Origin of the sequence: Paenibacillus sp. CFBP 13594, assembly GCF_014842675.1 — a bacterium.
GTDB lineage: Bacteria > Bacillota > Bacilli > Paenibacillales > Paenibacillaceae > Paenibacillus > Paenibacillus amylolyticus_B.
Genome location: NZ_JACYVQ010000006.1, coordinates 491196 through 516044 on the forward strand (window position 1 = coordinate 491196; position 24849 = coordinate 516044).

21 protein-coding genes are annotated in these 24849 nt (G+C 46.3%); 11 read left to right on the forward strand and 10 right to left on the reverse strand.

Annotated elements, in window-relative coordinates:
• Positions 1-35 precede the first annotated feature (35 nt).
• Positions 36-605 (forward strand): manganese catalase family protein, encoded by a 570-nt coding sequence (locus tag IFU39_RS21510; protein ID WP_091014606.1) that lies wholly within the window; start codon positions 36-38, stop codon positions 603-605.
• A gap of 194 nt (positions 606-799) precedes the next feature.
• A complete protein-coding gene (locus IFU39_RS21515) occupies positions 800-1108 on the forward strand; it encodes a hypothetical protein (protein ID WP_105598047.1) in 309 nt (102 codons plus the stop codon).
• Between the two features lie 161 nt (positions 1109-1269).
• Here the strand turns inward: IFU39_RS21515 and IFU39_RS21520 are convergent, their stop codons facing one another.
• From IFU39_RS21520 to IFU39_RS21540, 5 genes are all read right to left on the reverse strand, one after another.
• Positions 1270-2331, reverse strand: coding sequence for a YrpD family protein (locus IFU39_RS21520; protein ID WP_192134754.1), 1062 nt, complete (start codon positions 2329-2331; stop codon positions 1270-1272).
• 295 nt (positions 2332-2626) lie between these two features.
• The gene (locus tag IFU39_RS21525) at positions 2627-3619 is read right to left on the reverse strand and encodes a 3-oxoacyl-[acyl-carrier-protein] synthase III C-terminal domain-containing protein (RefSeq protein WP_192134756.1); all 993 of its coding nucleotides are present in this window, start codon (positions 3617-3619) and stop codon (positions 2627-2629) included.
• Positions 3620-3673: 54 nt separating this feature from the next.
• On the reverse strand, positions 3674-4024 hold the full coding sequence (locus tag IFU39_RS21530) for a hypothetical protein (protein ID WP_036609902.1): 351 nt from the start codon (positions 4022-4024) through the stop codon (positions 3674-3676).
• A gap of 187 nt (positions 4025-4211) precedes the next feature.
• Positions 4212-4580, reverse strand: coding sequence for a carboxymuconolactone decarboxylase family protein (locus IFU39_RS21535; protein ID WP_192134759.1), 369 nt, complete (start codon positions 4578-4580; stop codon positions 4212-4214).
• A gap of 12 nt (positions 4581-4592) precedes the next feature.
• Complete coding sequence (locus IFU39_RS21540) at positions 4593-6224, reverse strand: thiamine pyrophosphate-binding protein (RefSeq protein ID WP_105598048.1); 1632 nt, start codon at positions 6222-6224, stop codon at positions 4593-4595.
• Positions 6225-6635: 411 nt separating this feature from the next.
• On the opposite strand from IFU39_RS21540, the gene IFU39_RS21545 reads away from it, so the two are divergent.
• A complete protein-coding gene (locus IFU39_RS21545) occupies positions 6636-7607 on the forward strand; it encodes a Gfo/Idh/MocA family protein (RefSeq protein ID WP_105598049.1) in 972 nt (323 codons plus the stop codon).
• 179 nt (positions 7608-7786) lie between these two features.
• Here IFU39_RS21545 and IFU39_RS21550 read toward each other — a convergent pair whose 3' ends face one another.
• Positions 7787-9505, reverse strand: a complete 1719-nt coding sequence (locus IFU39_RS21550; RefSeq protein WP_105598050.1) for a methyl-accepting chemotaxis protein — start codon at positions 9503-9505, stop codon at positions 7787-7789.
• 292 nt (positions 9506-9797) lie between these two features.
• Between IFU39_RS21550 and IFU39_RS21555 the strand changes: the two genes are divergently transcribed.
• The 8 genes from IFU39_RS21555 to IFU39_RS21590 all read left to right on the forward strand — a co-directional run bounded on the left by IFU39_RS21555 (position 9798) and on the right by IFU39_RS21590 (position 19800).
• Positions 9798-10484: an HAD family hydrolase gene (locus tag IFU39_RS21555; RefSeq protein ID WP_105598451.1), complete on the forward strand. Its 687-nt coding sequence runs from the start codon at positions 9798-9800 to the stop codon at positions 10482-10484.
• Between the two features lie 207 nt (positions 10485-10691).
• Complete coding sequence (locus IFU39_RS21560) at positions 10692-11582, forward strand: carbohydrate ABC transporter permease (protein ID WP_091014599.1); 891 nt, start codon at positions 10692-10694, stop codon at positions 11580-11582.
• 22 nt (positions 11583-11604) lie between these two features.
• Positions 11605-12474 (forward strand): carbohydrate ABC transporter permease, encoded by an 870-nt coding sequence (locus tag IFU39_RS21565; RefSeq protein WP_076327005.1) that lies wholly within the window; start codon positions 11605-11607, stop codon positions 12472-12474.
• A gap of 2 nt (positions 12475-12476) precedes the next feature.
• Positions 12477-14330, forward strand: a complete 1854-nt coding sequence (locus IFU39_RS21570) for a sensor histidine kinase (RefSeq protein WP_258170211.1) — start codon at positions 12477-12479, stop codon at positions 14328-14330.
• A gap of 11 nt (positions 14331-14341) precedes the next feature.
• Positions 14342-15946 (forward strand): helix-turn-helix domain-containing protein, encoded by a 1605-nt coding sequence (locus tag IFU39_RS21575; protein ID WP_105598052.1) that lies wholly within the window; start codon positions 14342-14344, stop codon positions 15944-15946.
• A gap of 134 nt (positions 15947-16080) precedes the next feature.
• Entirely contained in the window at positions 16081-17478 is a 1398-nt protein-coding gene (locus IFU39_RS21580) for an ABC transporter substrate-binding protein (protein WP_105598053.1), read from the forward strand.
• Between the two features lie 67 nt (positions 17479-17545).
• Positions 17546-17881, forward strand: coding sequence for a cupin domain-containing protein (locus IFU39_RS21585; RefSeq protein WP_036669940.1), 336 nt, complete (start codon positions 17546-17548; stop codon positions 17879-17881).
• The gene (locus IFU39_RS21590) at positions 17878-19800 is read left to right on the forward strand and encodes an alginate lyase family protein (RefSeq protein WP_105598054.1); all 1923 of its coding nucleotides are present in this window, start codon (positions 17878-17880) and stop codon (positions 19798-19800) included. The genes IFU39_RS21585 and IFU39_RS21590 overlap by 4 nt, the downstream gene beginning before the upstream one ends.
• 62 nt (positions 19801-19862) lie before the next feature.
• On the opposite strand, the gene IFU39_RS21595 is transcribed toward IFU39_RS21590, so the two are convergent.
• From IFU39_RS21595 to IFU39_RS21610, 4 genes are read right to left on the reverse strand one after another with little or no spacing between them, the layout of a single operon-like run.
• On the reverse strand, positions 19863-21041 hold the full coding sequence (locus tag IFU39_RS21595; protein WP_105598055.1) for a YheC/YheD family endospore coat-associated protein: 1179 nt from the start codon (positions 21039-21041) through the stop codon (positions 19863-19865).
• A 35-nt stretch (positions 21042-21076) separates the two neighbouring features.
• On the reverse strand, positions 21077-22183 hold the full coding sequence (locus tag IFU39_RS21600) for a YheC/YheD family endospore coat-associated protein (RefSeq protein ID WP_091014589.1): 1107 nt from the start codon (positions 22181-22183) through the stop codon (positions 21077-21079).
• Complete coding sequence (locus IFU39_RS21605; RefSeq protein WP_036609869.1) at positions 22183-23556, reverse strand: YheC/YheD family endospore coat-associated protein; 1374 nt, start codon at positions 23554-23556, stop codon at positions 22183-22185. The genes IFU39_RS21600 and IFU39_RS21605 overlap by 1 nt, the downstream gene beginning before the upstream one ends.
• A gap of 60 nt (positions 23557-23616) precedes the next feature.
• Complete coding sequence (locus IFU39_RS21610; RefSeq protein ID WP_105598056.1) at positions 23617-24807, reverse strand: YheC/YheD family endospore coat-associated protein; 1191 nt, start codon at positions 24805-24807, stop codon at positions 23617-23619.
• Positions 24808-24849 lie beyond the last annotated feature (42 nt).

Genomic DNA, 24849 nt, shown 5'->3' on the forward strand with positions numbered 1-24849 from the left:
GCAAGATTGATTTGATTCAAAAAGGAGGGCTCTGCATGTGGGTGTATGAGAAAAAATTGCAGTATCCTGTTCGGGTTAGCAAATGTGATCCTCATATGGCAAAATTGCTGGCTGAACAATATGGAGGAGCGGATGGTGAGTTGGCAGCAGCTCTGCGGTATTTGAACCAGCGGTATACAATTCCAGACAAGATTATCGGGCTGCTGAACGACATAGGCACGGAGGAGTTTGCTCACCTTGAGATGATTGCCACCATGATCTACAAGTTAACAAAGGACGCGTCAGTGGAGCAACTAGAAGAAGCGGGCCTCGGGCCTAACTATGCTCAGCGCGATTCTGCTTTATTTTACACGAATTCCTCAGGTGTACCTTTTACTGCAGCATACATTGCTTCGAAGGGTGATCCTATTGCGGATTTGTACGAGGATATTGCGGCAGAAGAGAAAGCCCGGGCTACATATCAATGGTTAATCGATCTGACCGATGACGTAGATCTGCAGGATAGTCTGAAGTTTCTGCGGGAACGGGAGATCGTGCATTCCTTACGTTTCCGGGAGGCTGTGGAGATTCTGAAAGACGATCGGGATACGAAGAAAATTTTCTGAATATTTGATATAGAGGCAGAAGTTCAGCAGTCCAGTAGGGCTGCTTTTTTGTATGAAAAGATAATAAAATTAAATAAAAAATTTTTAAGATTAAATTACATATAATAATATAATTTACAAATATTGTTGTTAAATACACTGACATATTATACACTGAAATTGTAGTTAAAAACTCTATTAAGGAGATGATCATTTTGAGACTTAGTAAAGTTCTTATGTTGACTGCATGTTCCTTTATTCTGACCACTTCCATTTCAAGTGGAGGCGTGTCTGCGGCAACTATCCAACCGAATACCAGTACAAGTGTATCAGACGTAGTAACTCCTATGCTTGAAAGTAAACCTTTTACTGTGGTTCATTATTACCCTGTAGGTTTTGGAGTACCAAAATATCTTACGGACTATAAAACGCCAGACGGTTATGTAGGCACCTTGGTGTTGGTTAGTTATCATACGGTGGATGGAATTGTTGCTGCTAGATACGATGGGACCGTTTACAGATAATCAGAAATGGTAGATTAAACTTCGTCTTCAGATTCTTATAACAACGATTTTATAAAAGTTTTAAAAGTAGCAGTTCTCAAGATTGAATAATCTTGAAACTGCTACTTTTTATTCAGAACATCTTTTTTAGTTAAATAAATACTACATCAATTAAATAGATACTACAGTTGTATGCTGACGGTTTCTTCACCAGGGCTTACATAATTAACACTTACTTTATTGGAAGGCACAGAGTGATATCCTCCGGTTTGTCCACTGCCCCAGCTGCTATATATCAGATTGCTTCCTGAATAGTAGCCTACAGTGATATCGTGCCAGCGCACATTTTTAATGGTTGAACCTGTGTTCATATTCTCGGGTTTTTGACCAATGGTGGTCATTCGTTTTACTCTCATCCCTATACCGCTTTTATCCCAGCCACTTACCCCGCTTCTTACAATCGTCGTTGTTAGTTGTTCGCCAGTCGTTGTGATTCCTGATACTGCCAACGTACATTCATTGGGATTAGTCACATAAAATTTCATATAGATGTCCTGATTTGAACGATAGCGAGTATTACTCGGAACCATCGATCCATTTGCTAGCGTCGTGGGGGACCAATTATCAAAGGCTGTGCTGTATTGTAAACCTGCATCTATCCCATTTCCGTTAGATCCCCAACCTCCCAAGTATACATAAGGAACATCTGTCGAAACATTACCTTTTACGTAAGGGGCACCTGGGATGGTTACATACGTACTTAACCAGTTGTATCCATTATTTGAGAAAACTCTTCGATAAGGACCGGAACCTCCGCTTGGATTAGGTACTTCGGCAGCGGGCGAAATTTGTGTGTCATCTTTAACGGCAGATGCTGAAAAATCATTCGTGGGTACTCCAGGACCGACAAGTTCTTTTCCGGATGCACTTTCATAGATATTGTTCTCAACCAGATCATATACTTCTGTCGTCTCTTTAAGTTCCGACTTGTTAGAGTAAATGACACCGTCTTCTGCGACATAGATGACATTTTCTCGATCTTCTTCGTCGAGCCGGGCCATCACGTCAGCAATGACTTCTCGCTCATTTCCTGTGATTGATGAATCGATATTGACTTCGATACTTTTTTTTAGTTCGTTGTTCATGGTGATCGTGTCCATATTACCATCTGCGAATACAAGATTGAATGGAGTTAATAACAAAGCTAAGGATAATAATGAAGTTAGCGATTTTCTTATCTTCAATCTAAAAACTCCTCTCTCAAATGGAATGTGTGTTGAATAACTAGCAATGAATTTTTAACTACGTCGAATGCAGCAACTCAGGATAATGGTAGATCGTACTTGAACATAAACATCTCCTTTTATGGATGTTAATTACTACTAAATCATATCTTTTGTGTAATAATATGTAAGTGACTATTTTCACAATAAAAGGTAATAAATCTTAAATGAACGTAATAGGTGGAAAATGGAGAGACAAAAAACCATCCCCAGTAGTGGTACCAGAGATGGTTTTATTGGATTTTGAAGTGTATAACTAGTATTCAACCACCATGGCAACATTTTGCCATCCGGCTCCGACGGTCCAGAATAACACTTTGTCACCACGCTGAATCTGCCCGTTTGTAACCGCTCGATGCAAGGCAATGAACGGACTGCTGGTTGAGGTATATCCGAACTCATCTCCGATATAGACAGCAATGTCATCACCGATGCCGACGTTCTCGGATACTGCGCGAATGTTACTAATAGATAGCTGGGAGAAGCAGGCGGCTTTGATCTCGTCTGGTCCAATCTCGTTACGTGTCAGCAAAGTACGAATGGACTCGGAAGCGGCATCCACACAGATGGAATCATCAAATGGGATGAATTTCACATGAAAGGCACCCGCATCTACACCTGTTTTGCCCAATTTCGCCAAGCCTTCTGCAGGAAAAAGAGAATTACCATACACACAGGTATCCGTCTGATAGATGGAATCAATGAAACCGACAGCATGTTCATCCCGCTCTACAATAACCGCCGCTGCTGCATCACCGAAATTGGCAAAGTATACGGGATCATCTGGACTGGCATGAGGAGCCACGTAATCGGAGCCGATGATTAATGCCCGGCGAATTCGAGGATTGCCCAGCATCTGCCGGCTAACCTGTTCGAAAGCAGCGGTCATGCCTGCACAGTTCGCGTTACTGTCAATACAGATCGTGTGAGAAGCTCCGTTAATCAGGCGATGGATCATCAGGGAATTCGTAGGAAAGATGTATTCTGGCGTTTGGCTTGCATAAGCAATCAGATCAATATCTGCACCGGTGAGTCCGGTTTTCTCCAGTAGATTACTGGTTGCCTCATAGGCCATGCTTAGTGAATTTTCGTCATCGTTGTCAATTTTATAACGTGTATCACGACCAAGTGCCTGTAACAATCCACGAATATCTACACCTCTTGCATCAAAATGTTCAATATAAAAATCATTGTGCACCTTGGTTGCTGGATGATAGATATCGATATCTACAATACGAATTCCGGCCATCTTCATTCTCCTCTTGAGCGGAAGGGTGAATACACAGCTTGTCCGCCTGGTTTATTAAGTGGTAACGGTAGATATGATTTCGAGATTGTCCAGACCGACTGACCGGCCGAGCCGGGACAATTGCATTTTTAGAATCGCGTTGTTCTCGAGGGTCAACACGACTTTTTTATATTCATCTTTTTTGAACAATTGAAGGCAGCCTTCCAGAAGAGGAACAATCTCCGGAGCAGTAACATTCAACTTTTTGCAATCGATGTTCAGGTCATACTCCTTGGTGTTAATAGAAGCGATCGTATCCTGATAGGCCGAGATGGAACGCAAACCGTCTTCTTGAGAGAAAGAACCCTCCAGTTCAATGTTTAACACCTTGTTTGGAACGTCAGTCTTCAGAATGAAATTTCCCATGTTTGATCTCTCTCCTTTAAATGAGTTAAGGCTATCCTGCTAATGGATACACAGCCCCATAGGGCCTCTGCTGAAAGCTTCTAAGATGAGAGCTGGTTCGAAGGATAATTTAACCATATTATAAAGGTAGGAATGTAAAAAGATCAATAAAAAAGTCGAATCATGTATAAAAATGTAGAAAAGTGAATTACTGTATTTCGTCCAAGGTGACAAGCAAAATATTAAATGCACTTATAATGCGTGGAGCACCCACACATGGTGCCAGATGTAGCAATATTCCCTTGAGCTGATCCACCGTCACTCCCACGCTCAGAGCCATGGTGTAATGCACCCCTAATTGTTCATACTGGCCTTGGGTGATCAACGAAGAGATGATAGCAACTTCCTTCCATTGATCCGAAATCGTGGTGCGCTGAAAAATATCCCCGTATGCCGTCCCCATAATAAATTCCGACAATTCGGGAAAATGTTCTTTGATGGGGGCGAGGGCTCTTGCACCGTACTCCCCAGAAAGCTTCGCGAAACGGTCTAGTCCCTGAGTTACATGTTCACTCATGATCTGCTCCTCCTAATTCAAAGTTACGGTGCGGTGAGCCGTGGGTGGAATTTCATCTCGATCGGTCAGAAGCTCAATAACAGTTACCTGATTCAACGTCTGGGCTGTGTTCAGCGCAGATGAGAACTCAGCAAGAGTTTCTGCTCGAAACGCAACTGCACCGAGAGATTCGGCGAATTTGGCTGCATCCATAGGAACTTCGTATAAAGTACCATCGATTCTGCCCGTTGTTTTTTCCATTCCTTTGAGTGCCATGTCCAGTTGTTTGTTGTTAACAACAATGAAGATGACGTTCAGATTGTTGCATACCGCGGTATGGATCTCCGTCCCAAGCATCATGAAACATCCATCCCCGGTGATACATACAACGGTCTCTTCAGGTGAAGCGGCCTTTGCACCTATCGCCATACCAATGGCGTTCCCCATGCAGGCAAAGTAAGCGTCAAACACAAAGCTGCCTGGTTTCTTGACTTTATAGCGCTGGACCGCATGAAATCCATGGCTGCCATCATCAACAAACAGCTTATGATCGTACGGAAGCAGATCGCTCATTCCGTCTAGCACAGAAGCCAGAGACAGTTGGGGGAGATCTGGTAAAGGGACCGTGTAATCCATGGGTGCAGTGGTTCTCACAGGAGTAGGGAGGTCTTCTAATGTGCCCAGCAAATATTGCAGGTTGTCCTTCAAATCACCGGTGATATGTAAGGTTTGAGCGCTCAGAATCTTGCCTACAAATGTAGGATCAGCGTCAAATTGAATGAGGTGTACCGGATGATGTTCAGGCTTCAGATTGCAGAGGGTCATGTCACTTAGACGTGAACCGAGTACGATATAAAGGTCACTTTGGTTCAACATGTCGTCTGCATGCGGGAAACCTCCAACACCACAAGGTCCATGGTATAGGGGATGGTCCCACGCAATCGCTCCTTTTCCACCAGGAGTAGTAATGACGGGAATGTTGAACGATTCGGCCAATTGAAGCAATTCATCATGGGCTCTGGCGCGACTTACACCTTTACCAGCAATAATTAAAGGGCGGTTGGATTGTTGAATGAGAGGAAAAATGCGATTCAGATTAGATACGCTAAACAGAGGTTCCGTTTCGGGAATAACAATCCGGCATTGGAATAACAATTCAGTCTGTACGTCAAAAGGAATACAGAGGTGAACCGGACCTTTATTAGGGCCGAGTGCAATGGAAAGGGCATGATTCAGCAGTGTGCCGAAGTGATCTCCACGCTCAACCAGTTTGCTGAATAGTGTAGCAGGTCTGAACATTTCGGCCAGATCAGCCAGATAGGAAGAAGAATCCTGACACTGGGGGAGCCCCAGTTCCTGAATGGATTGATGACCCGTAATAAACAGTACAGGCAGATTGTTGGCCTTTGCATGGGCTGCTGCAGTAAGCAGATTGGTTCCGCCTGGACCGGATGTGGCAAAGGCAACGCCGAGTTTACCTGTCTGTAATGCATAACCGGATGCGGCAAAACCTGAGCTGGATTCATGACGGCCTGGAATGAACTCTAATCCGTAATCCACCATTTTCAGTACAGCAGGACAGATGGATTTACCAATAATACCAAAGACATGAGTAACGCCTAGATTACGCAGAGTTTCTGCCAAATAGTCCGCAACTGTTCTCATGCGGGACACCTCGCTTCATGAAATAGGTTATTAGAACCATACGCATATTCCATTTATTGAATGCAAGTTACAGTCTAAGGTTGTAAGAGGAAATATTCATTGTTATTAGGAAGAGTATCTTTTTTTGTGGTTTTTTGTCAACCTGTTTTTATGAGTCTGAATTCCTGATTCTTAAGTTGGTAACGCTTTAAGTGTTGCTGGATAAAGTGAAAATAATTGGTTATATATCCCTGCAACGAATTACCCAATCGCAACGGAATTACAAATAATGTAAAATGATGACTGTAAATGAAGAATTTCAGCCTCTAATAGCAACTTGAAAGCTAGAGGTTTATTTTTTTTCGTAACAACGCATCGCATTCGCAATTCTTTGCTTTCTGCTATACTGGAAAGGAATTGGGAGGGGATGGGATGACAGTCATCAAGATGGCTCTGATTGGGCTGGGTAAAATGGGATTACATATGGTTCATCTAATCGAGAATACAAAGATGGATACAAAGATTGAGATTGTAGCGGTGTGTGATGCGAATGAGGACGGTTTGGCGTCTTTTGCAGCTTCTCATCGGGGAGTTAGGACGTATACGGATTACAAGCAATTGATGAATGAACATCAGATTGATCTGCTGTATATTGCAGTTCCGCCTAAATTTCATTACCCTGTTGTCATGGAAGCACTGGAACGCAAAATTCATGTATTCTGCGAGAAACCACTTGCCAATAGTGTAGAAGAAGCCAAAAAGATGCTGGATGCAGCAGAGCAGGCGGGCGTAGTTCATGCCATCCACTTCTCTATGCCGCATGAACCTTCCGTGCTGAAGTTGCAAGAGATGATTGAGCAGTGTACAGTGGGGGCCATTCGCAAAATAGATCTCATTTTGCAATTCCCGCAGTGGCCACGATCATGGCAACAGAATGCATGGATTACGAGCCGGGAACAGGGTGGATTTATTCTTGAAGTGGGGATTCACTGGATTCATATGATTCAAAAGGTGTTTGGAGCCATCCGGGTAGTGAGCACTCAGGTTCAATATCCTGAGAATGGAGACTGTGAACTAGAAGTACAGGCTGCAATGGAACTGGAAGACGGGACTCGAATTCAGTTAAATGGCATCTCTCAATTTGCGGGGGAAGAACGTGTATCCATGGTGGTGTACGGCACAGAAGGCACGATTGCCCTGGAAAATTGGGAAGATTTGAAGACGGGTCTGGTGGGGCAACCACTGTCTCCAATAGAAGTGCTTGAATCCGCCAGTGAATTGCCGGTTCTTAAACATGTTATTGCCCGTATACAGGGCAAACCAGCTAAGATATATGATTTTAACGATGGGTATCAGGCACAATTGATACTGGAAGCGCTACGGAACACGGAACAATCGAGATAAGAAAAGGAGTGTTTAGGTTTTTTCATATGAGGTGCCCGGTGCACCTTTTCCTGATTCAGCTCTCCTTAACACAAAGAAGCATTGCAGAGGCTCGGGTGAGTCTGTCTGCGATGCTTCTTTCCTTTGATATATGCTCATGATACAGCTATTTAGATACTCGATTACTAGGTTGAGTCGGATTATGCAAGCTTGAATCGCTTAACCAGCTGATCAAGTGCATCGGACATTTCATTCAACTGCTTGGACGTGTCAGACATTTCCTGCAGAGAAGCAAGTTGTTCCTCCGTCATCGCAGATACTTCTTCTGTAGCTGATGCAGTATCTTCCACAACAGCCGATACTTCATTGATTGACCTCATCACAGCCTCACTACCGGAAGTTAACTCCTCGACAACAGTAGATACCTCCAGAACTTCACCACTGAGGTTATGAATATGCTGAGTAATGGTTGAAAAAGCATTACCTGCATCCTCAATGGTCCGCAACCCTTCATTCACATGTAGAGTGCTCTCATCAACCACCTGCACCGTACTTTGAACACCTGCTACCACGGTTTCCAATATACTTGTAATCTCTTTGGCTGATGTTGCACTTTGGTCTGCAAGATTACGAATTTCCGCAGCAACGACAGCGAAGCCGCGTCCATTTTCGCCAGCGCGGGCAGCTTCGATTCCAGCGTTAAGTGCAAGCAGATTGGTTTGTCTCGCAATACCCGACATTGAATCTGCAATGTTGATCACTTGATCAGACATCTTCGAAATTTCATTAATGGCTTCCTGTACAGAGAGGAAGGATTGCTCAATGGAACTCATTTTACCTACAGCATTATCAATGCGCTGTTGCCCATCCACAGCAATGGATTCGGTACGAACTGCACGGCCTGCCACGTCACTTGCCGAGGAGGCGACACGATTAAGCCCATTGAGGGATTGCTGCATCGCAGCTACCATGGTTTGCGTAAGAGCAACCTGTTCATCAGCGCCTTCAGCCACGCGTTCCATGGCAGTGGCAACTTCTTTTCCTGCAAGATGGCTATCGGCAACCCCTTTATCCAATCGATCCGAAGCTGTGCTCAGAATCATGGCATTGCTTTGAACGTCCAGCATCATTTGCTGCAAACCAGTGAGCATTGTATTGGCTGCCTCCGCGAGTTCACGAGTTTCGTCTTTCATTGGCGTAGCGATTCTCAGTGTCAGGTCACCATTGGAAGAACCGATGTCATTCAATGCCTGCTTTACGGTACGAATGTTTCTAACAATGGCACGTGACAGGACCAAAGCAGTAATGAACGAGATAATGGCCACAACGATAAGTGCCCCATACAGTTCCAAGTTCAGTAGTGTGTTTTTTTGCTTCAGTGCTTCTGTACGGTTATCGGTTAACGTATGCTCGTTGGTTCGAAACGTATCGAGAGCAGTCCGAATCTGGTCCATGTCTCTTTTACCTGGATCATCTGCGAAAAAATCTCGAATGGCCTGTGTATTATTGGCTTGGCGAAGGGCGACCATAGGTTCACCAGCGACCTGGACCCAGTTCTCCATATTAGTATGTATGTCTTCCAAAAGTGCAAGTTGAGCCGGATTATCCGAAATTAAAGCAGCAAGTTCATCTCTGAGTGTAATAAGTTGCGCTTTTCCTTGGGTGTAGGGATCGAGATAATTGTCCTGACCCGTGATGATGTAACCGCGTTGACCTGTTTCCATATCTACCATGTTTCTTTCGAGTTCATAGGTGAGGGCATGTACCCTCATATCGTGATCGACCAGAAAATCCAGTTCCCGTTGGAGCTGACTTGTGCTGTTCTGAATCAGCAGGATGCAACCAGCCAGTACAGCCAGTACGAGTAAATATCCTAATCCGATCTTATAAAAAATCTTAAAGGTCTTACGCTTTTTCATGTTTGTTATTCCTCTCTATGGGGTATATGTAGTTGTCGAAAAAAGCGGAAATGTCATAATGGTAGGTCTTTAGATTAGGTGTCTAAAGCACTATTTTTTAGTATTATACGTAAAGAAAGTTATTTTGTATATAGTTTGTTTAACTATTATATAACGTTTGGCCTACTGTGTATAAGGTTAGAGTTAATGATGTTTACAATCGTTGGTTTACACGTTCAAACGTTATGTTTATCATGGGAAGGGAACGATTCCAATTACACATACATATCCCAATCCGAAAGGAACATTGGACATGACTAAAGAGAAGATATTGCTCAAACCGGAAGCGATGATTTTTGACATGGATGGTACGCTATTCCAGACAGAGACCCTGTTGTTGCCAGCTTACCAGCAACTATTTGATACATTGCGTGCCGAAGGGCATTTTGAAGGAGAAACTCCACCCGAGGAACGCATGCTGGGAAGTTTGGGCATGTTGCTCGAAGATATATGGAAAGTGGTTATGCCTGAGGCGTCGGAAGCGGCACATCGCCGTGCAGACGAACTGTTGCTTCAACTGGAGATTGAGGGGCTTGATCAAGGAAGTTCTCAATTGTATCCGGGTGTGAAGGAAACGCTGCAAGCATTAAAACAACAAGGAGTGCGTCTTTTTGTCGCAAGTAATGGGCTGGAGGACTATGTGAAGGGTGTGGCGTTTGCACACGAGATTATGCCTTTCTTTGAAGGGGTATACAGTGCAGGCCAATACAAGACTCCCTCCAAGATTAATCTGGTGCAGATCCTGCTTGAGAAACATCGTATTCAGGACGCATGGATGGTAGGGGATCGCTCTTCTGATGTGGAAGCGGGTAAAATGAACGGTCAGGCGGTCATCGGCTGTGCCTATGCCGGGTTCGGACGTGATGAGGAGCTTGCAGACTCAGATGTGCTCATCTCTGATTTTACAGAACTGCTGCGTCTGTATGATGAAGCAGAGTAGCCTCTACGCTGTATAAGTATACTGAGAGATTTAAGATTACGAACCACATGATATAAACCTGTAGACTCAACGGAAATTCGTTGAATACAGGTTTTTTTGTATGATCATGCAGTCACATTCTCCCCTGTAGAAAGTTGATTTCCCTATCCCGCTTTCCTTCATATTCCCTCTATACTTCATTCAAAAGCTATAGGGGGTTCGATTCTGGTGAAACCATCCAAAATACATGCCTATATGTTCATCTTTCCAAGTCTTTTTTTAACTGTTGTATTCGGGATCTATCCGCTGTTATGGGCGCTGCGTTACATGTTCTATGATTATCAAGGCATCGGGACACCTGTCTTCATCGGGCTTGATAATTTTGGACGAATTTTGCGTGACGGCCAATTCTGGGATTCTGTAGGCAACACGGGTGTGTATGCCCTGGGCAAACTCGTCGTTACAATTCCACTATCGTTAACTCTGGCGATTATTCTGAATCGTAAATGGAGAGGGCGATCCCTCTTTAGGGCGATCTATTATCTTCCCACTATTTTTAGCGCTTCGGTCATGGCGATTGTATTTTTTATTATTTTCAACTCTTATAACGGAATATTGAACCAATTGCTGCTTAAGTATCATGTGATCTCCGAATCCATTAGCTGGCTGGGGGCTGAACATGCCATGTTAACAACCATCATCATCGCCATCTGGGGGGCTGTGGGCAACTATATGTTGTTGTTCATTGCGGGTCTTCAGAGCATTCCTGAAGAGTTATATGAGGCGGCATCGCTGGATGGAGCGAGTGAGTTTCAGAAACTGCGGAATGTAACGATTCCGTTGCTGGGTCCTGTCTTGCAGATGATCATCATGCTGGCAATTACCACGGCGCTGAAAGGTTACGAGAGTATTATGGTGCTGACGGAAGGGGGACCGTATGGCAAAACAGAGGTGATGTATCTGTATTTGTTCAAACTGTTGTTTCCCGTGTCGGCTGACACACAATCACTCCAGCAGCTCGGATATGGCAGTGCAGTCGGTTTCACAACGGCTCTCATCGTAGGGGCTGTGACGCTCATTTATTTCCGGATATCCAAAAAGCTCAATGATGTCTATTAATCCCATTCAGGAGGAAACGATGATGACTCAAAACGTACTTGCTCCCTCAGGGTCTCCCCAACTCATTCGCTGGACCAAGCGAACGGTACTTTGGCTGTTTTTGATCGCAATCGCTCTGCTGTCGCTGTTCCCCATCATACTTGTATTGCTCGGTTCCTTCAAAACAAACCAGGAATTGACCGGAGGAGCCACCATCTGGCCGAAGATTTGGCAGTTCTCCAACTATGCTCAGGCTTGGAAAACCGCCAATTTTTCGGGTTTTACGATGAACAGCGTGTTTGTTAGCATAAGTACAACAGTTGGTACGTTGCTGGTAGCTTCGATGTCAGCCTACGCTGTGGATCGAGTGAATTTCAAAGGGAAAAAGGGGTACACCCTGCTCATGGCATCCACTCTGTTTATTTCCATAGGCGCAGTTGTGCTGCGTCCGCAATTTGACCTCATGGTCAAGCTGGGGCTGAATACCACGTTGTGGGGCGTTATTATTATACTGATCAGCGCTCACGCTGCCACATACTTTATTCTGATTGGATTCTTCAAGAGCATCCCGCGCGAACTGGATGAAGCGGCGATGATTGATGGCTGTAATTTTTTCACCACATACTGGCGAATTATTCTTCCGCTCCTGCGGCCCGGACTCGCCGTTGCAGGTCTGGGTGTATTCCAGAGTTCTTGGAATGAATATATTCTTCCATTTGTGTTCACCATGAGCAATCCGGACTTGCAGACTTTGCCGGTTGGGCTGGCTAATCTGCGATATGGCATCGGAGCTGCGGCTGAGGTCCAACTGATGATGGCCGGAGCCTGTCTGTCCATTTTGCCGCTGCTCATCGTTTATATTTTTGCCAACAAATCATTCATGCAGGTGACCTTGGGAGCTGTGAAAGGATAGGCGTGAGCACAATCATGGAAACGGTTTTACGGGTAATTCCACTGTGCTATACTCATTTTAATTCACAGCGGACGGGCCAAGCCGTGTTCAAGGAGCGAGCGCCGATGATATTCGACTTTTATAAAATGTCCCTGAAAAAAAGAATACAGCTGTTGTACATTTTTCTTGTAGTCTTGTGCATCAGTGTGACCGGGATATGCTCTTATCTCTTTGCTGCACGAAGCATTGAGCAGAATGCACTTGAACTGAAACAAAGCATTCTGAACAAATCAGTGCAGGTTATGGATGAACATCTAAGGCACATTGTTGTATCCTCTTTTTCTTTTATGCTTAATGAAACGTTCACCCAGGTCATGAAGGACGTGGGAAAAAATAACACATCTCATTATTATCAGAATCTCTCGCTGCTGCAAACGTCGTTTGCGCAATTGAAGCTCGTAGAGCCACTGATTGATACCGCTTATCTGACAACACCCATCGGTGATTTTTTCTCGACCAAAGATTTTCCGAATCGCAATAACTCGTTCGACAGGGAATACGGACGCTACGTGAAGCTGCAAGGCTGGAATACGATGTGGTTTGGTTCACATCAGAGTCAGTTATTCCAATCCCGAGGAAATGTGTTATCTCTGTTGCTCAAACCCATTGTGATCGATAATCATACCTATTCCAATGTCTATATGGTCGTCAATATGAAGGAAGAGGCGATGCGAGACATTCTGACGCAGGATCTCATGAATAACCAGATTCAACTGTTTTTGCTGCACAAAAACGGAAATGAAGTCATTCGGCCCAGGTCCCGAAATTACGATTTCATTATGGAGCCTGACTTTACCCAACAGTTTAGCCGTGACGATGCTGGGAATTTCATCTACAGGAACGATCAGGGAGAGGACATGCTTGTTAACTATTCGGCATTGTCGATGAACGAGGATTGGGTCATGGTAAGTGTACAGTCCAAGGCTGACTTGTTGTCTCCTCTACAAAAGATACGCTGGCTGATTATCCTGATTATGTTGTTTTGCATTTTACTCGCACTCGGGTTGTCCAGGCTGCTGGCCTCCGCTCTGCTGAAGCCACTGAACAAATTGCGACGCCTAATGGTTGAGGTGGAGTCCAATGATCTGGATGTACGGTTTCGCAGCAAGTATGAAGATGAAGTCAGCGCCGTAGGGCATCGTTTCAATCGGATGTTGGACCAGATTCAGATTCTGTTTGAAGAAGTACGGACAACGGAGCAAGACAAACGGCGGTTTGAAGTCAAGGCGCTTCAGGCGCAGGTTGATCCTCATTTCCTCTACAATACGCTTAATACGATGTTCTGGAAAAGTGAGAGCGGAGAGAAGAAGGATGTAAGTGAGATGATCGTTTCCTTATCCTTGTTATTCCGTCTAGGTCTGAATGATGGCAAAGACATCACCAGTGTGGAGCAGGAGATCAAACATGTCGAACAATACATGCAGCTTCAGCAAAAATGTTATGAGGATCTGTTCATTTATCGGATTGAGGTGGGTGACCCGTCTTGTTACGCTGTCGATATTTTAAAAATATTGCTCCAGCCCTTGGTCGAGAATTCCATCCTGCATGGATTCAATGACAAAGAAGATTTGGGCGTTATCCTGATCCGCATTGATCGTCAGGGTGACACACTACGGCTGGAGGTGGCTGACAATGGATGTGGTATGGATGTAGCCAGTATCTATGCTGAGGAGGCTCCTGACGGGGGACGCAAAGGTTATGCCCTATCCAATCTCCATGGCAGATTAAGCCTGCACTATGGGGATGTGGCCTCGATTGTATTTCATAGCAGTACAGATGTAGGGACAACAGTTGTTATCACGATTCCGATCACCTGAGGAGGGGCAGTATGGGCCAATTGACGATGTGTGTTATGGATGATATCCAGGCAGTTGTAAGGGGCATATCTTCAACTATTCCGTGGGAAGATCATCAGGTTCGGATTGTAGGCACGGCGAATAATGGAGAGCGCGGTTGGTCCTTGTTGCTGGAGCAGCAACCCGACATCGTGATTAGTGATATCCGGATGCCCAAGTTGAGCGGGCTGGAGCTAATGAAGCGGGCATTGGATGCCGGACTGCGAGCCAAATTTATTTTCATCAGTGGTTATTCGGATTTCCAATATGCACAGGAGGCCATCAAGCTGGGTGCATCCGACTATTTGCTCAAACCGTTTACCCCTGAAGAAATACTCGGTGCGGTGTTGAAGGTAAGACAGGTGATTAAGGAAGAACAGGCACAGTGCAAACAGTTGGAACAGTTGGAGCAGAAGGTGGAGAGCAGCAGCCAGTACGAGCGTCACAGCTATCTACTGGGTTTGTTGCGTCATGAAATCGGGGGATTCCTGAATGAAAGTCGCTGGAACGAGCTGCATATTGATCTCGATTCATCCAATCTTCTCGTCATGGTCATCGAGGTGGATGGATATACGCGATATGGTTACACGATGCATCTGGATGCCGAAATCGTTCCTTTTGCGGTCCAAAATATTATGGGAGAAACCATAAACCGCTACACCAAGGGCGTTGTTTTACGGGAAAACCGATACCGGCTCGCAGCCATATTTAACACACCAAGCCACATAGATGTCTCCGAGCTACTGGAGCAATGCCGCCAAAATGTGGAGCGATTCAGCAAAAAAACAGTCTCGCTTGGTGTTGGTACAATTGCCCGCAGACCACAGGAAGTCTGGACGTCCTACGCACATGCAGATCAGGCGATATCCTATCGTTTTTACAGTGAAGGAAATTGCATCCTCAAGTACGCTGAACTGGAGAATCAGGCCTGTGTGGCTCCGGTGTATCCTTTGGAGAAGGAGAAAGAGCTTTTTTACGCACTCAAATGTGGTAATGAGAGTACCTGTCACCGCATCATTGATGAAATTCTCGAAGAATGGCAGGTTTCCGAAGGTTTTCCCGAGCCGCTCACGATGATTCGTTTGCTGTCTGGATTGGCTTTTGCCATCTACCGTGCCTTTTGTGATGAGATTACAGCAGAGGAACGCTTGCGTCTGGAGGCCGACCTGACAGTGCTTGAGGCGATGCGTTCCTTGACGTTTGAGGGCTGGAGGGGATATATCAAGCATTTTAGCAGTATGGGTTGTGAGATTATGGACAAAAAACGACTCACCGATGTCAAACAGGCGATTAGCAAAGCGCAGGAATATATCAGTCTGAATCTTGCAGAAAATCTGACGCTGCATGCCTGTGCCCAATCCGTGCATTTAAGTCCAAGTTACTTTGCCAATGCCTTCAAAAAGGAAACCGGCATAACGCCGATTCAATATATTACCAAGATGAGGATGGAAAAAGCAAAAGAGTTGCTGGTTGCAGGTGTACAGGTGCAAGAGATCTGCCAGAGGCTGGGTTATGAGGACAGGCCTTATTTCAGCGGTTTGTTCAAGAAATATTGCGGCATGACGCCAACCTGCTTCCGGCAAATGTATGAGAACTGAAAACAGATACGGATCGTCATTTTTCCCACCATGCAAAGTCAGAATGTCCCTCACCTCCATGAAAGCGTAGCGATTATCATTACGTTAACGGATAACCAAACGGGTTGTCCAGACAAGCATAAGGGGGCATATCAATGGTTAAAAAGTGGATGGTGACTACGCTAAGTGCATTACTGGCGCTAAGTTTGGCAGGTTGTTCTGCTGACAGTGGTACTTCGGCAAATAGCGAATCTGGGACGAGCGGGGAGAATGCCGGAGGGAAAACCAAAATCATATATTGGACACCGGACCGCCATGATGCTGATTTTATGAAATCCAAGATCGATGAGTTCAACCAGACGAACAAGGACAACATTGAAGTGGAGATGACCGTGATGGGGGACAACTATCCACAAGCGGTCGATATTGCTTTTGCCAGCAAGCAGGCACCCGATGTGCTGCAAGTTAATGATTTTCAGACGTATTATCAGAAGGGGTATCTCGCCCCGATCGATGGATATATGAGTGATGAGATGAAAGCCGTATTTAAAGACAGCTTGATTGAAAATAAAAACACGATTGATGGAAAAATATATTCCCTCCCCAATACAGGGCAGGTCTGGCGACTTGTGTATAACAAGGATATTTTCAAAATGGCAGGGATCGAGAGCCCGCCAAAAACGTTGGCTGAGTTGGTTGCAGATGCCAAAAAAATTACCGAAGCTGGTAAAAGTGAAGGCATCTATGGCTTTGCCAGCCCGTTCAAGAGCAGCAGCGGCTTCTGGAGAGCAGCCAATACGATTGCAGGTGCAAGCAATAATGTTGGTATCGATGGTTACAACTACAAGACTGGCCAATTTGATTTTGGGATGTACAAGGATATTGCAATGGCACTTCGCCAGATGAATCAGGATGGCAGCATGCTGCCAGGGGTTGAAAGTCTGGACATCGATCCGCTCAGAGCCCAGTTTGCTCAAGGCAAAATCGGAATGTACATTAACCACTCCGGTGAACCAGGGGTATATAAAGATCAGTTTCCTACAAAAGAAAATTGGGCAGCCGCTCCTGTGCCAACAAATGATGGAACAATCAAGGGCGCTTCACAAGTCATCGGGGGCTCCTACATCGGCATCAATGCAGATTCTGCCAACAAGGAAGCGGCATGGAAGTTTATGGCGTATGTGTACAGCACAGATCTTCAGAGTGAATACTACGAAAAAGGATACGGAATCTCACTGATTCCTGCTGTATTAAGCTCTGACAAAAAACCAAGCATTCCGGGCATTGAAGGTTTCCTGCCCAAACGTTATGATGCCATTTTCCCGGCAAATCCAAGTGTGGTGACCGAGAGTTCACTGGAAGGCACCAAATGGGGTGAGGCTTTCTCAATCTTTGTATTCACGGGTGGCGATCTCGATGCTGTGATCAAAGATCTGGATACAAGGTACAATGCGGCTCTGGAGAAAACCAAAGCGGCAGGGTTGACCAACATAACTGCTGATCCTTCGTTTGATTCTTCCAAACTTCAGGGTAAATTGTCCACAGAAGACTAATAAACGTTCATAGCGGCCGTGGTTTAACTACTTCGGTCGCTTATTCACAAGGAAAGGGGAAAGCAAAATGATTATTAATCATGCGTCTATCGATGCACATATCGTGAACGAAACGAGTTCCCGCAAGATCTTGGGTATGGGCGGTACATTAATGATGGTGGAGGTTACTTTTGCTAAAGGTGGTATTGGAGAAGTTCACTCCCATGATGCGCACGAGCAGGTCAGTTATATCGTCAAAGGCAGCTTTGAGGTTCAGGTCGGTGAAGAAACTCGCATCTTAAAAGCAGGAGACAGCTTTTATGCCGGCTTTAACGTCCCGCATGGGGTCAAGGCACTGGAGGACTCCGTCATTCTGGATGTATTTACCCCGTTCCGTCAGGATTTCCTTGAGGCATCCCAATGAGCGATTTTTACCTTTCGGCAACGGATCTGCAACGGGCTGCCCAATATTATGAAAAACATTTTCCGGAAGAAGCCCGAAATTCGCTCACGATTGCCAATCGTGCCATCCTGAATGAATTTATCGTTCCTTATACCAACGATCTGAATCGCTGGATTCCGATGGGGACACCTGTGGACTGGCTTCACAACCCGACCAATGATCTGGAGTTCACATGGGGCATCAATCGACACTGGCATATGCTCGATCTGGGCAAGGCGTATCTGATGAAGGGCAATCCGCTATATGTAACAGCATTTATTGACCACTTCCGTAGTTGGAGACAGCAAAACCCGGTACCTGTAAATCTGGTTTACGACGAGGCTGTGTTCTTTCAAAAACCCGGTCCGTGGCGCCTGCTGGAGACGGGGCTACGTGTACAGTCCTGGATATCGGCATATAAATATATGGAAGCGAGTTCACTGATAGACGAAGGCTTTCAGGCGGAGTTTCGACAAGGTCTGGACGAGCACGCCGAGTTTTTGACCCGTTACCTCGGCAGCACGGAAATCAATCATGCTATTATGCATATGCAAGGGTTATTCATGATTGCTACGTTCTACCACCAGCACCCGCGAAGTCCATACTGGCGTCAAGTGGCGATGGAACGTCTTGAGCTGTGTTTGCTGCATCAGTTGGGTGAAGAAGGAATACAGGTTGAACTGACAACACATTACCACAATGCCAGCATCGAGATGTTTGGCACGCCTTATCGGTTGGGCGAGATTTCAGGGCATCCTTTCTCGGCATGGTATGCCCGCTGTCTGCGCCAAATGACTGCATTCACCGAGGCGCTGATCCGACCAGATCATCAGTCTACCGGTATTGGTGATTCGGATTGGGTTGGCGATGGACGACAACGACTGACCTTGCTTGGCGCGATCCTGGACGATGATGATTTGATGGCTCGCGGAACGGATAGCTCGGAGTGTCTCTGGTTGCTGGGTGTGGAGAAATATGAGCGATGCCTCCGACTACAGGCTTCTTCTTCTCCGGCGTTGTCGACCCGAGCTTTCCCGCAGACAGGATATTATGTCATGAGGGACAAGTATCAATATCTTTTTTTTGATGCGGCTGCCATGGGCGGAGCACACGGACATGCCGATGCGCTGAATGTGGAGTGGATGTGGAAGAACCAGCTTTTCTTCACGGACACCGGACGTTATACGTATGAAGAAGGGAAATGGCGTCGGTACTTCAAAAGTACGCGGGCGCACAATACCGTCACGGTGGATGGTCTGGATCAGACACCCTATCTCTCCACACAGCAATGGGGTGAACCGGAGGCTCAGGCCACAACGTTACGTTGGGAGAGCAATGACAGCTATCACTTCATTGATGCTTCGCAGGATGGATATACGCATTTGTCAGATCCAGTTACACATCGTCGGTGGATGCTGGCAGGGGTGGAAACCCCTATACTACTCATTGTGGATTGGCTGGAGGCTGAAGCAGAGCATACTTTGGAGCAACGTTTTCACCTGCATCCGCAAACGGATATTGCGTTGAGGATCAATGAAGCTGGAGAAATGACGGCGGATATGAGCTATGAGGCATCCTCTATAACGCTGACGATGCAATGGGTTACGGCAGGCATGGGAAAGGGAGCCTTCGCGTTGACGGAGCAGCCCGGCTGGGTATCTGAGGTGTATGGTTCCAAGTCGGAAACATCGGTCATCCAGGGCAAGGCTGATTTCTCGGGTAAAGTGGGTATTCTGACGTTGTGCCTGCCCGCGGATCATACAGACCAGGTTACACGTGTTACCACATGCCAACTGGAACCTGACCTGATGAGATTGTCATTATCTTATGTGCAAGGTGAGGAAAAAGGGTATATTGTGATTGACAACGACACGCTGCAATGGACGAAAGAACAGAAATAAAAACAGTGAAGCAGGAGCAGATGCTCGCACTTGGCGAACATAGACTCCTGCTTTTTCTTCACTCACTTGGCTTTCCTTTTTCTTTTTACTCTGGGTGATTTTTGCGTAACGGGCCTAGGAATGGCTGGCTTTCTGGCCGTTCCGGGAGGTCTGTTGCGATATACCCATAAGGCATACTCCAGCGGCTGAGTGATGGCTTTATAATAGATATCCCGCTCCCCGATGCGAGCGAATACTTCACGTGCAGGTTTGGGGTTAACTTCAAGCAGGTAGATACGCCCGCTTCTGTCAATCGCCAAATCCAGTGCCAACTCACATAGGTCCCCATACGTATCTTCCAGAAACGAAGCAACATCAATACCGAATTTCTCTGCAGTTGTGTTAATTTCTGCCCGGAGGTCGTCATCTTCGATCCATTGCTTCATGAGTCGGTCCATCGCTATTGCCTGACCGCCGCCATGCAGATTGGAGGTCACGCTTTTTTCTGCACCCATGCGTCCAGCACATCCAGTAAGCTCCCATTGTCCTTCACCGTTCTTCTGAACGAGCATGCGATAATCATGCACACGTCCATTCGGAAGCTGAAGTTGAATGCCCTTTTGTACAAGATACTTGTCTTTCATGTTCCAGTGCTGGAGCAACGCGCCAAGTCGTGATAAATGAACTTTACGTGGAGTGATGATACGACGCTTCTGATCCCGCCCCTGAACAAGCACCGTATTAGCCTCGCTACTGCTGCGTTCAATGCGCAGAATACCACGTCCACCTGTTCCATTAATGGGTTTGAGATAAACCAGAGAAGAAACTTTGAGCATCCGGTTTACATCGGACATATCCTGAAATAGAGCGGTTTCCGGCAGGTGTTCACGAAAGTTAGCTTTTTGTAAAAGGGTCTGGTGGATGGTCCATTTATTGCGCAGTGGCCTGTTCAGAAAGAGCAGATGCCCATATTTCTCGCGAAAAGCAAGCAATTGCTGGAACCTTCGGTTACGCTGAATTCGGCAGCGATCAAAGATCAGGTCCGGGAATGATCGCCACTCCCTGGACCAGCCTTTTCCTTCATGAAAAACCATGGCTTCAATTTGTTTGCCGCCGGGGTGTACGTCGGCTGGTGTGAATACATAGATATCGAGTCCCCGCTTGCGCCCTTCAAGAATCATTCTGCGATAAACGCTTCGTTCTTCAAGAGCGCGATGTTCATTTAAGTACAACGTCATAATGCCCAGAACAGGTGAGGACACAAACAATCACCTTCTTTTTGCAGTATTCCTGTCTATCATCGTTTGGACTGACGGGCAAGATAAGCGCTGTAGTGAAATATACGTTCCAATGATCGCCGTCTGATCTGTGGTTCATCAAACTTCATGGGCTTTGCATTGGCTTCGAAGAACCAGAGTTCCCCTAGGTCATCAATGCCCAGATCCATGGACATTTCTCCGAGCGTGTAACCTGATCCCCGTTCTACCTGTCTTGCAATCATTAATGAAGTGGATTTCACACGTTTCATCAGGGTTGTTGACATTTCTTCGCCAAAAAGCTCGGTCAGCAGCTTCTCAGGGTCTTCTACGCTCCCGCCGCGCGGCACATGCGTTGTAATGCTGCGGGAGCCAGCAAGTCTCGCTCCTACACCGGTTACGCTCCATTGGCCCTTGGTGTTCTTTTGTACAAGAACACGCAAATCGAAGGGGCGTTTACGAGAGGATGCCAGTTCAATGCCTTGTTGCATGATATAGGGCGTATGTCCGGTTTCTTTGCGAATTCGTGCCCATAACTTGGCAAGTGTAGATGCTTTATAGGTCGTGCTCCTACGTGTGGTTTGTATTTTGAGTCGATAGGGAAGCCGTTCTTTTTCCTGGAATTTAAGCATCATGATTCCTTTACCAGCTTTGCCGCTCTCGGGCTTAAGGTACAGATAGGGATACGCCCGTAGAACGGCACCCAGAGAAGAAGCACTCCGCATCCGCCGAGTATAAGGGATCAGTTGCTGAGTCGATTTGGATTTCTTAAGCCATTCGAACAGATCCCATTTGTTGAAAAAGAATGGGTTATACAGTTCGATTCCTGATTGCATGCATTCATCAATTTTACGCTGAACGGAAGGTTTTCCTTCGTCCTCCCGGTTGGGAATACGATTGTACAGAACATGGGGAAGGGGGAAAGGTTGTGAAACCCACTTTCCACTCCCCTTGTTGTACGTGTATCCTTTTACGGTGGGACCACTCACGTTCAGATCCCGAACAGTTACAATGTAAACCACGTATCCCATGCTCTCGCCTGTTTGTAAGATATCCTGAAAATTTTGATGATTTCCCCTGAACATGCGCTGTTTATCATGCATGGTCAAAACAGCAATGACAGGTTTGAAATCATCATGAAGGCTCATCAAATTTCTTCCTTCTTCCGGAACTTGCTCAAATACAGGCAGTGTTCCAAGATGTGCTCCACCGACGATTTGCCCTCCACCCGGAGTGAAGGGTGACGGAAAATGGAGCGCCCGGGTTTGGCGTTCGCTTCGAACATCCATACATGTTCCTCCTGATCAATGCCCAGATCAAAGCCAATCTCACCAATCAGATGCTGGTGCTGGGTTTCAATCGCCTGGGCCAGTGTAATAGCGACGGATTTGGCATGCTGAAGAACTTCTCCCGCACGATCGCCGAAGTTGCGACTGAGCGCCTGCTCAGGAGTCATTAGGGAGCCGCCATTTTTGATGTGTGTTGTGACGCTGCCACGTCCTGCCTTTTTGGCTCCAATCCCGACAACAACCCATTGATTGTTACCATTTTTGTGCATGTGAAAACGAAAATCAATTGGACACTCATCAATCTCAATTAGACGTATTCCCTGCTGAACTACATATCCGCGTAGCTGTTTGCCATGTCTTCCCTGAAGCATACGCATCAGACTGTTGAAGGACCCAAAACGCAGGAGTGCATTACCACCTTTTTTGCGATAACGTGCGAAATATCCACGTTTGGGCGAATAAGTCAGGCGGTAGATCCCGTTCCCCAGACTTCCTGCAGTAGGCTTATAGTAGACGAACTGATGGCGTTCCAACATTTCCTTCATCTGTTCAACGGAAGGGTTGGTAATCGATTCAGGGATATACCGTCCTGCCGCCGGCTCGTTCTCCAGCAACGTATAGATATCCGATTTATTGAAGAAGCTCCAGTTGAAGAACGGAATTTTTCGGCGAACAAATCGTTCCCGCAGCTGGTTGATTGCTGGTGAGAAGTCTGAGCGTCTGCTCGGTAATCGGTTGTAGACAACATCGGGCAGAGGTACCGTTCTGCGGGTGAAGCTTCCGTTATCATTCAGGAAAAAACCCGATACCGTCTCGTTCTGCCAATTGATATCCCGAGGAGTAAATGCGTAAATGTAGGATTTACGGCTACCTTCACGGAGTAACTGTTTGATGAAACCAGTACGAGAACCGAATGGATTCGTGCTCGTCGCAGGCCCATCAGAGAGTACGCCGATCAGTGGACCTAACTGGACCTCATCATTTTGCAAATTACGGAGATAAATACTGCCCCGTTTGGGAACGTTCATCATATTACGGATACCTGAAGCGAGATACAGATGTTTACCTGCTTTTTTGATTGGTTTGATCGTTGCAGGTACCCGGTCACGCCCGAAGCGAAGGTGCACCGTTTTTTTGCCGGACAGGTTGAGGCTCTTCATTAAAGCGTTGGATACATAAACCACTTTATCCGGTTGCTTGGTGAAATGCAGATTGCAAAAGGTCAAACTCATGATTTATCCTCCTATCCTGAAAAGATCCTTGGGCTCCATGGCAAGCGGGCGCTGCGGGCCTCAGCCGCCGTGAATCGGGATGGGTTTCAGGCCAGCTTTGCTGGATGTATTCGGCAATTTCATTGGACGAATGACGTCCGTGAGAACATGTTGTTGCAACAGATAACGGGCATAGGCAAGCGGCCGGGTATAAGTCAGGGTATGCATGCGTCGGTCGCCCGCTTCTGCGAATGAGGTGCGGCCTGGTTTGGAGTTGACTTCAATTAGCCAGAGTTGGCCCTCTGCATCTGCTCCGAAATCAAGCCCCAATTCGGCTAACCTGCCGAAACGGCTTTCCAGCAGGGTGGGGATAAGAGTAGCAGTCTGCCGGATGCTCTTCAGCAGAGTTTCCGTGCGGATCGTTCCATATCGCTGGAGCAGATATGCGTGGGCAGGATATGCTTTACCCCCACCGTGAAGATTGGACGTGAGTGACCCTTCAGGTCCTTCCCGTACCATACATCCGGTTAGCGTCCAGCGACCTTGCCCATTCTTTTGCATTAGAGCCCGTATGTCGAATGCTCTTCCATGATGGCTAAGCTCCAGATATGGCTGTACGATCATCTTACGCTCAGCCTGATGTGATGCTAGCCAGGAAGATACAGCCTGGGTATGGTTGAATGTAAGAAAAAAGGGTTCATTGTCCTTGTTACGCCCCTCCACGACCCATGTTGATGGAGTCGCTCCCTGAGACAGGCGAAAGGTATTTTTGCCATGAGTCCCGGATACCGGTTTGAAGAACAGTCCTTTGGGCCAACGGTCCAGCCATGTTTCCCAAGGAATATGCGATCCGATCCGGGTTGTGGGAGCAAGTTGAGACCTCAATTCAGGATTTCGGGACAACACACGATGTACCTCCCATTTTCCTGGAAGGGAAGCAGACCAATAACGGTGTTGATCTGTGCCGTTGGTTGGTATCCATTCCCTAAGCTGTTGTCTGACGTACCTGGAGATAGGGCGAAGACAACGATCCATAATGAGATCGACTGCAGGAACAGGTACCGAATTCCACTTCCCTTGATGATAGACATATCCCCATTGAAGAGGGAGATGGACTGCATCATTCGATATCGGAATCACAATAATCTGAAGGGCGTATCGCATGCTCCCCAAACTGAGACGACGGCAGAAAAGTTCATCTGTAAAGGGAGGTGAGCCTTCGGTTGCACGTACCAGAATGGCCAGTATCTTGGTCTGAGATGATGGAAACATTACGCTGCACCTCTCCTCTATCAGATTTGTTTCCAATAGGGA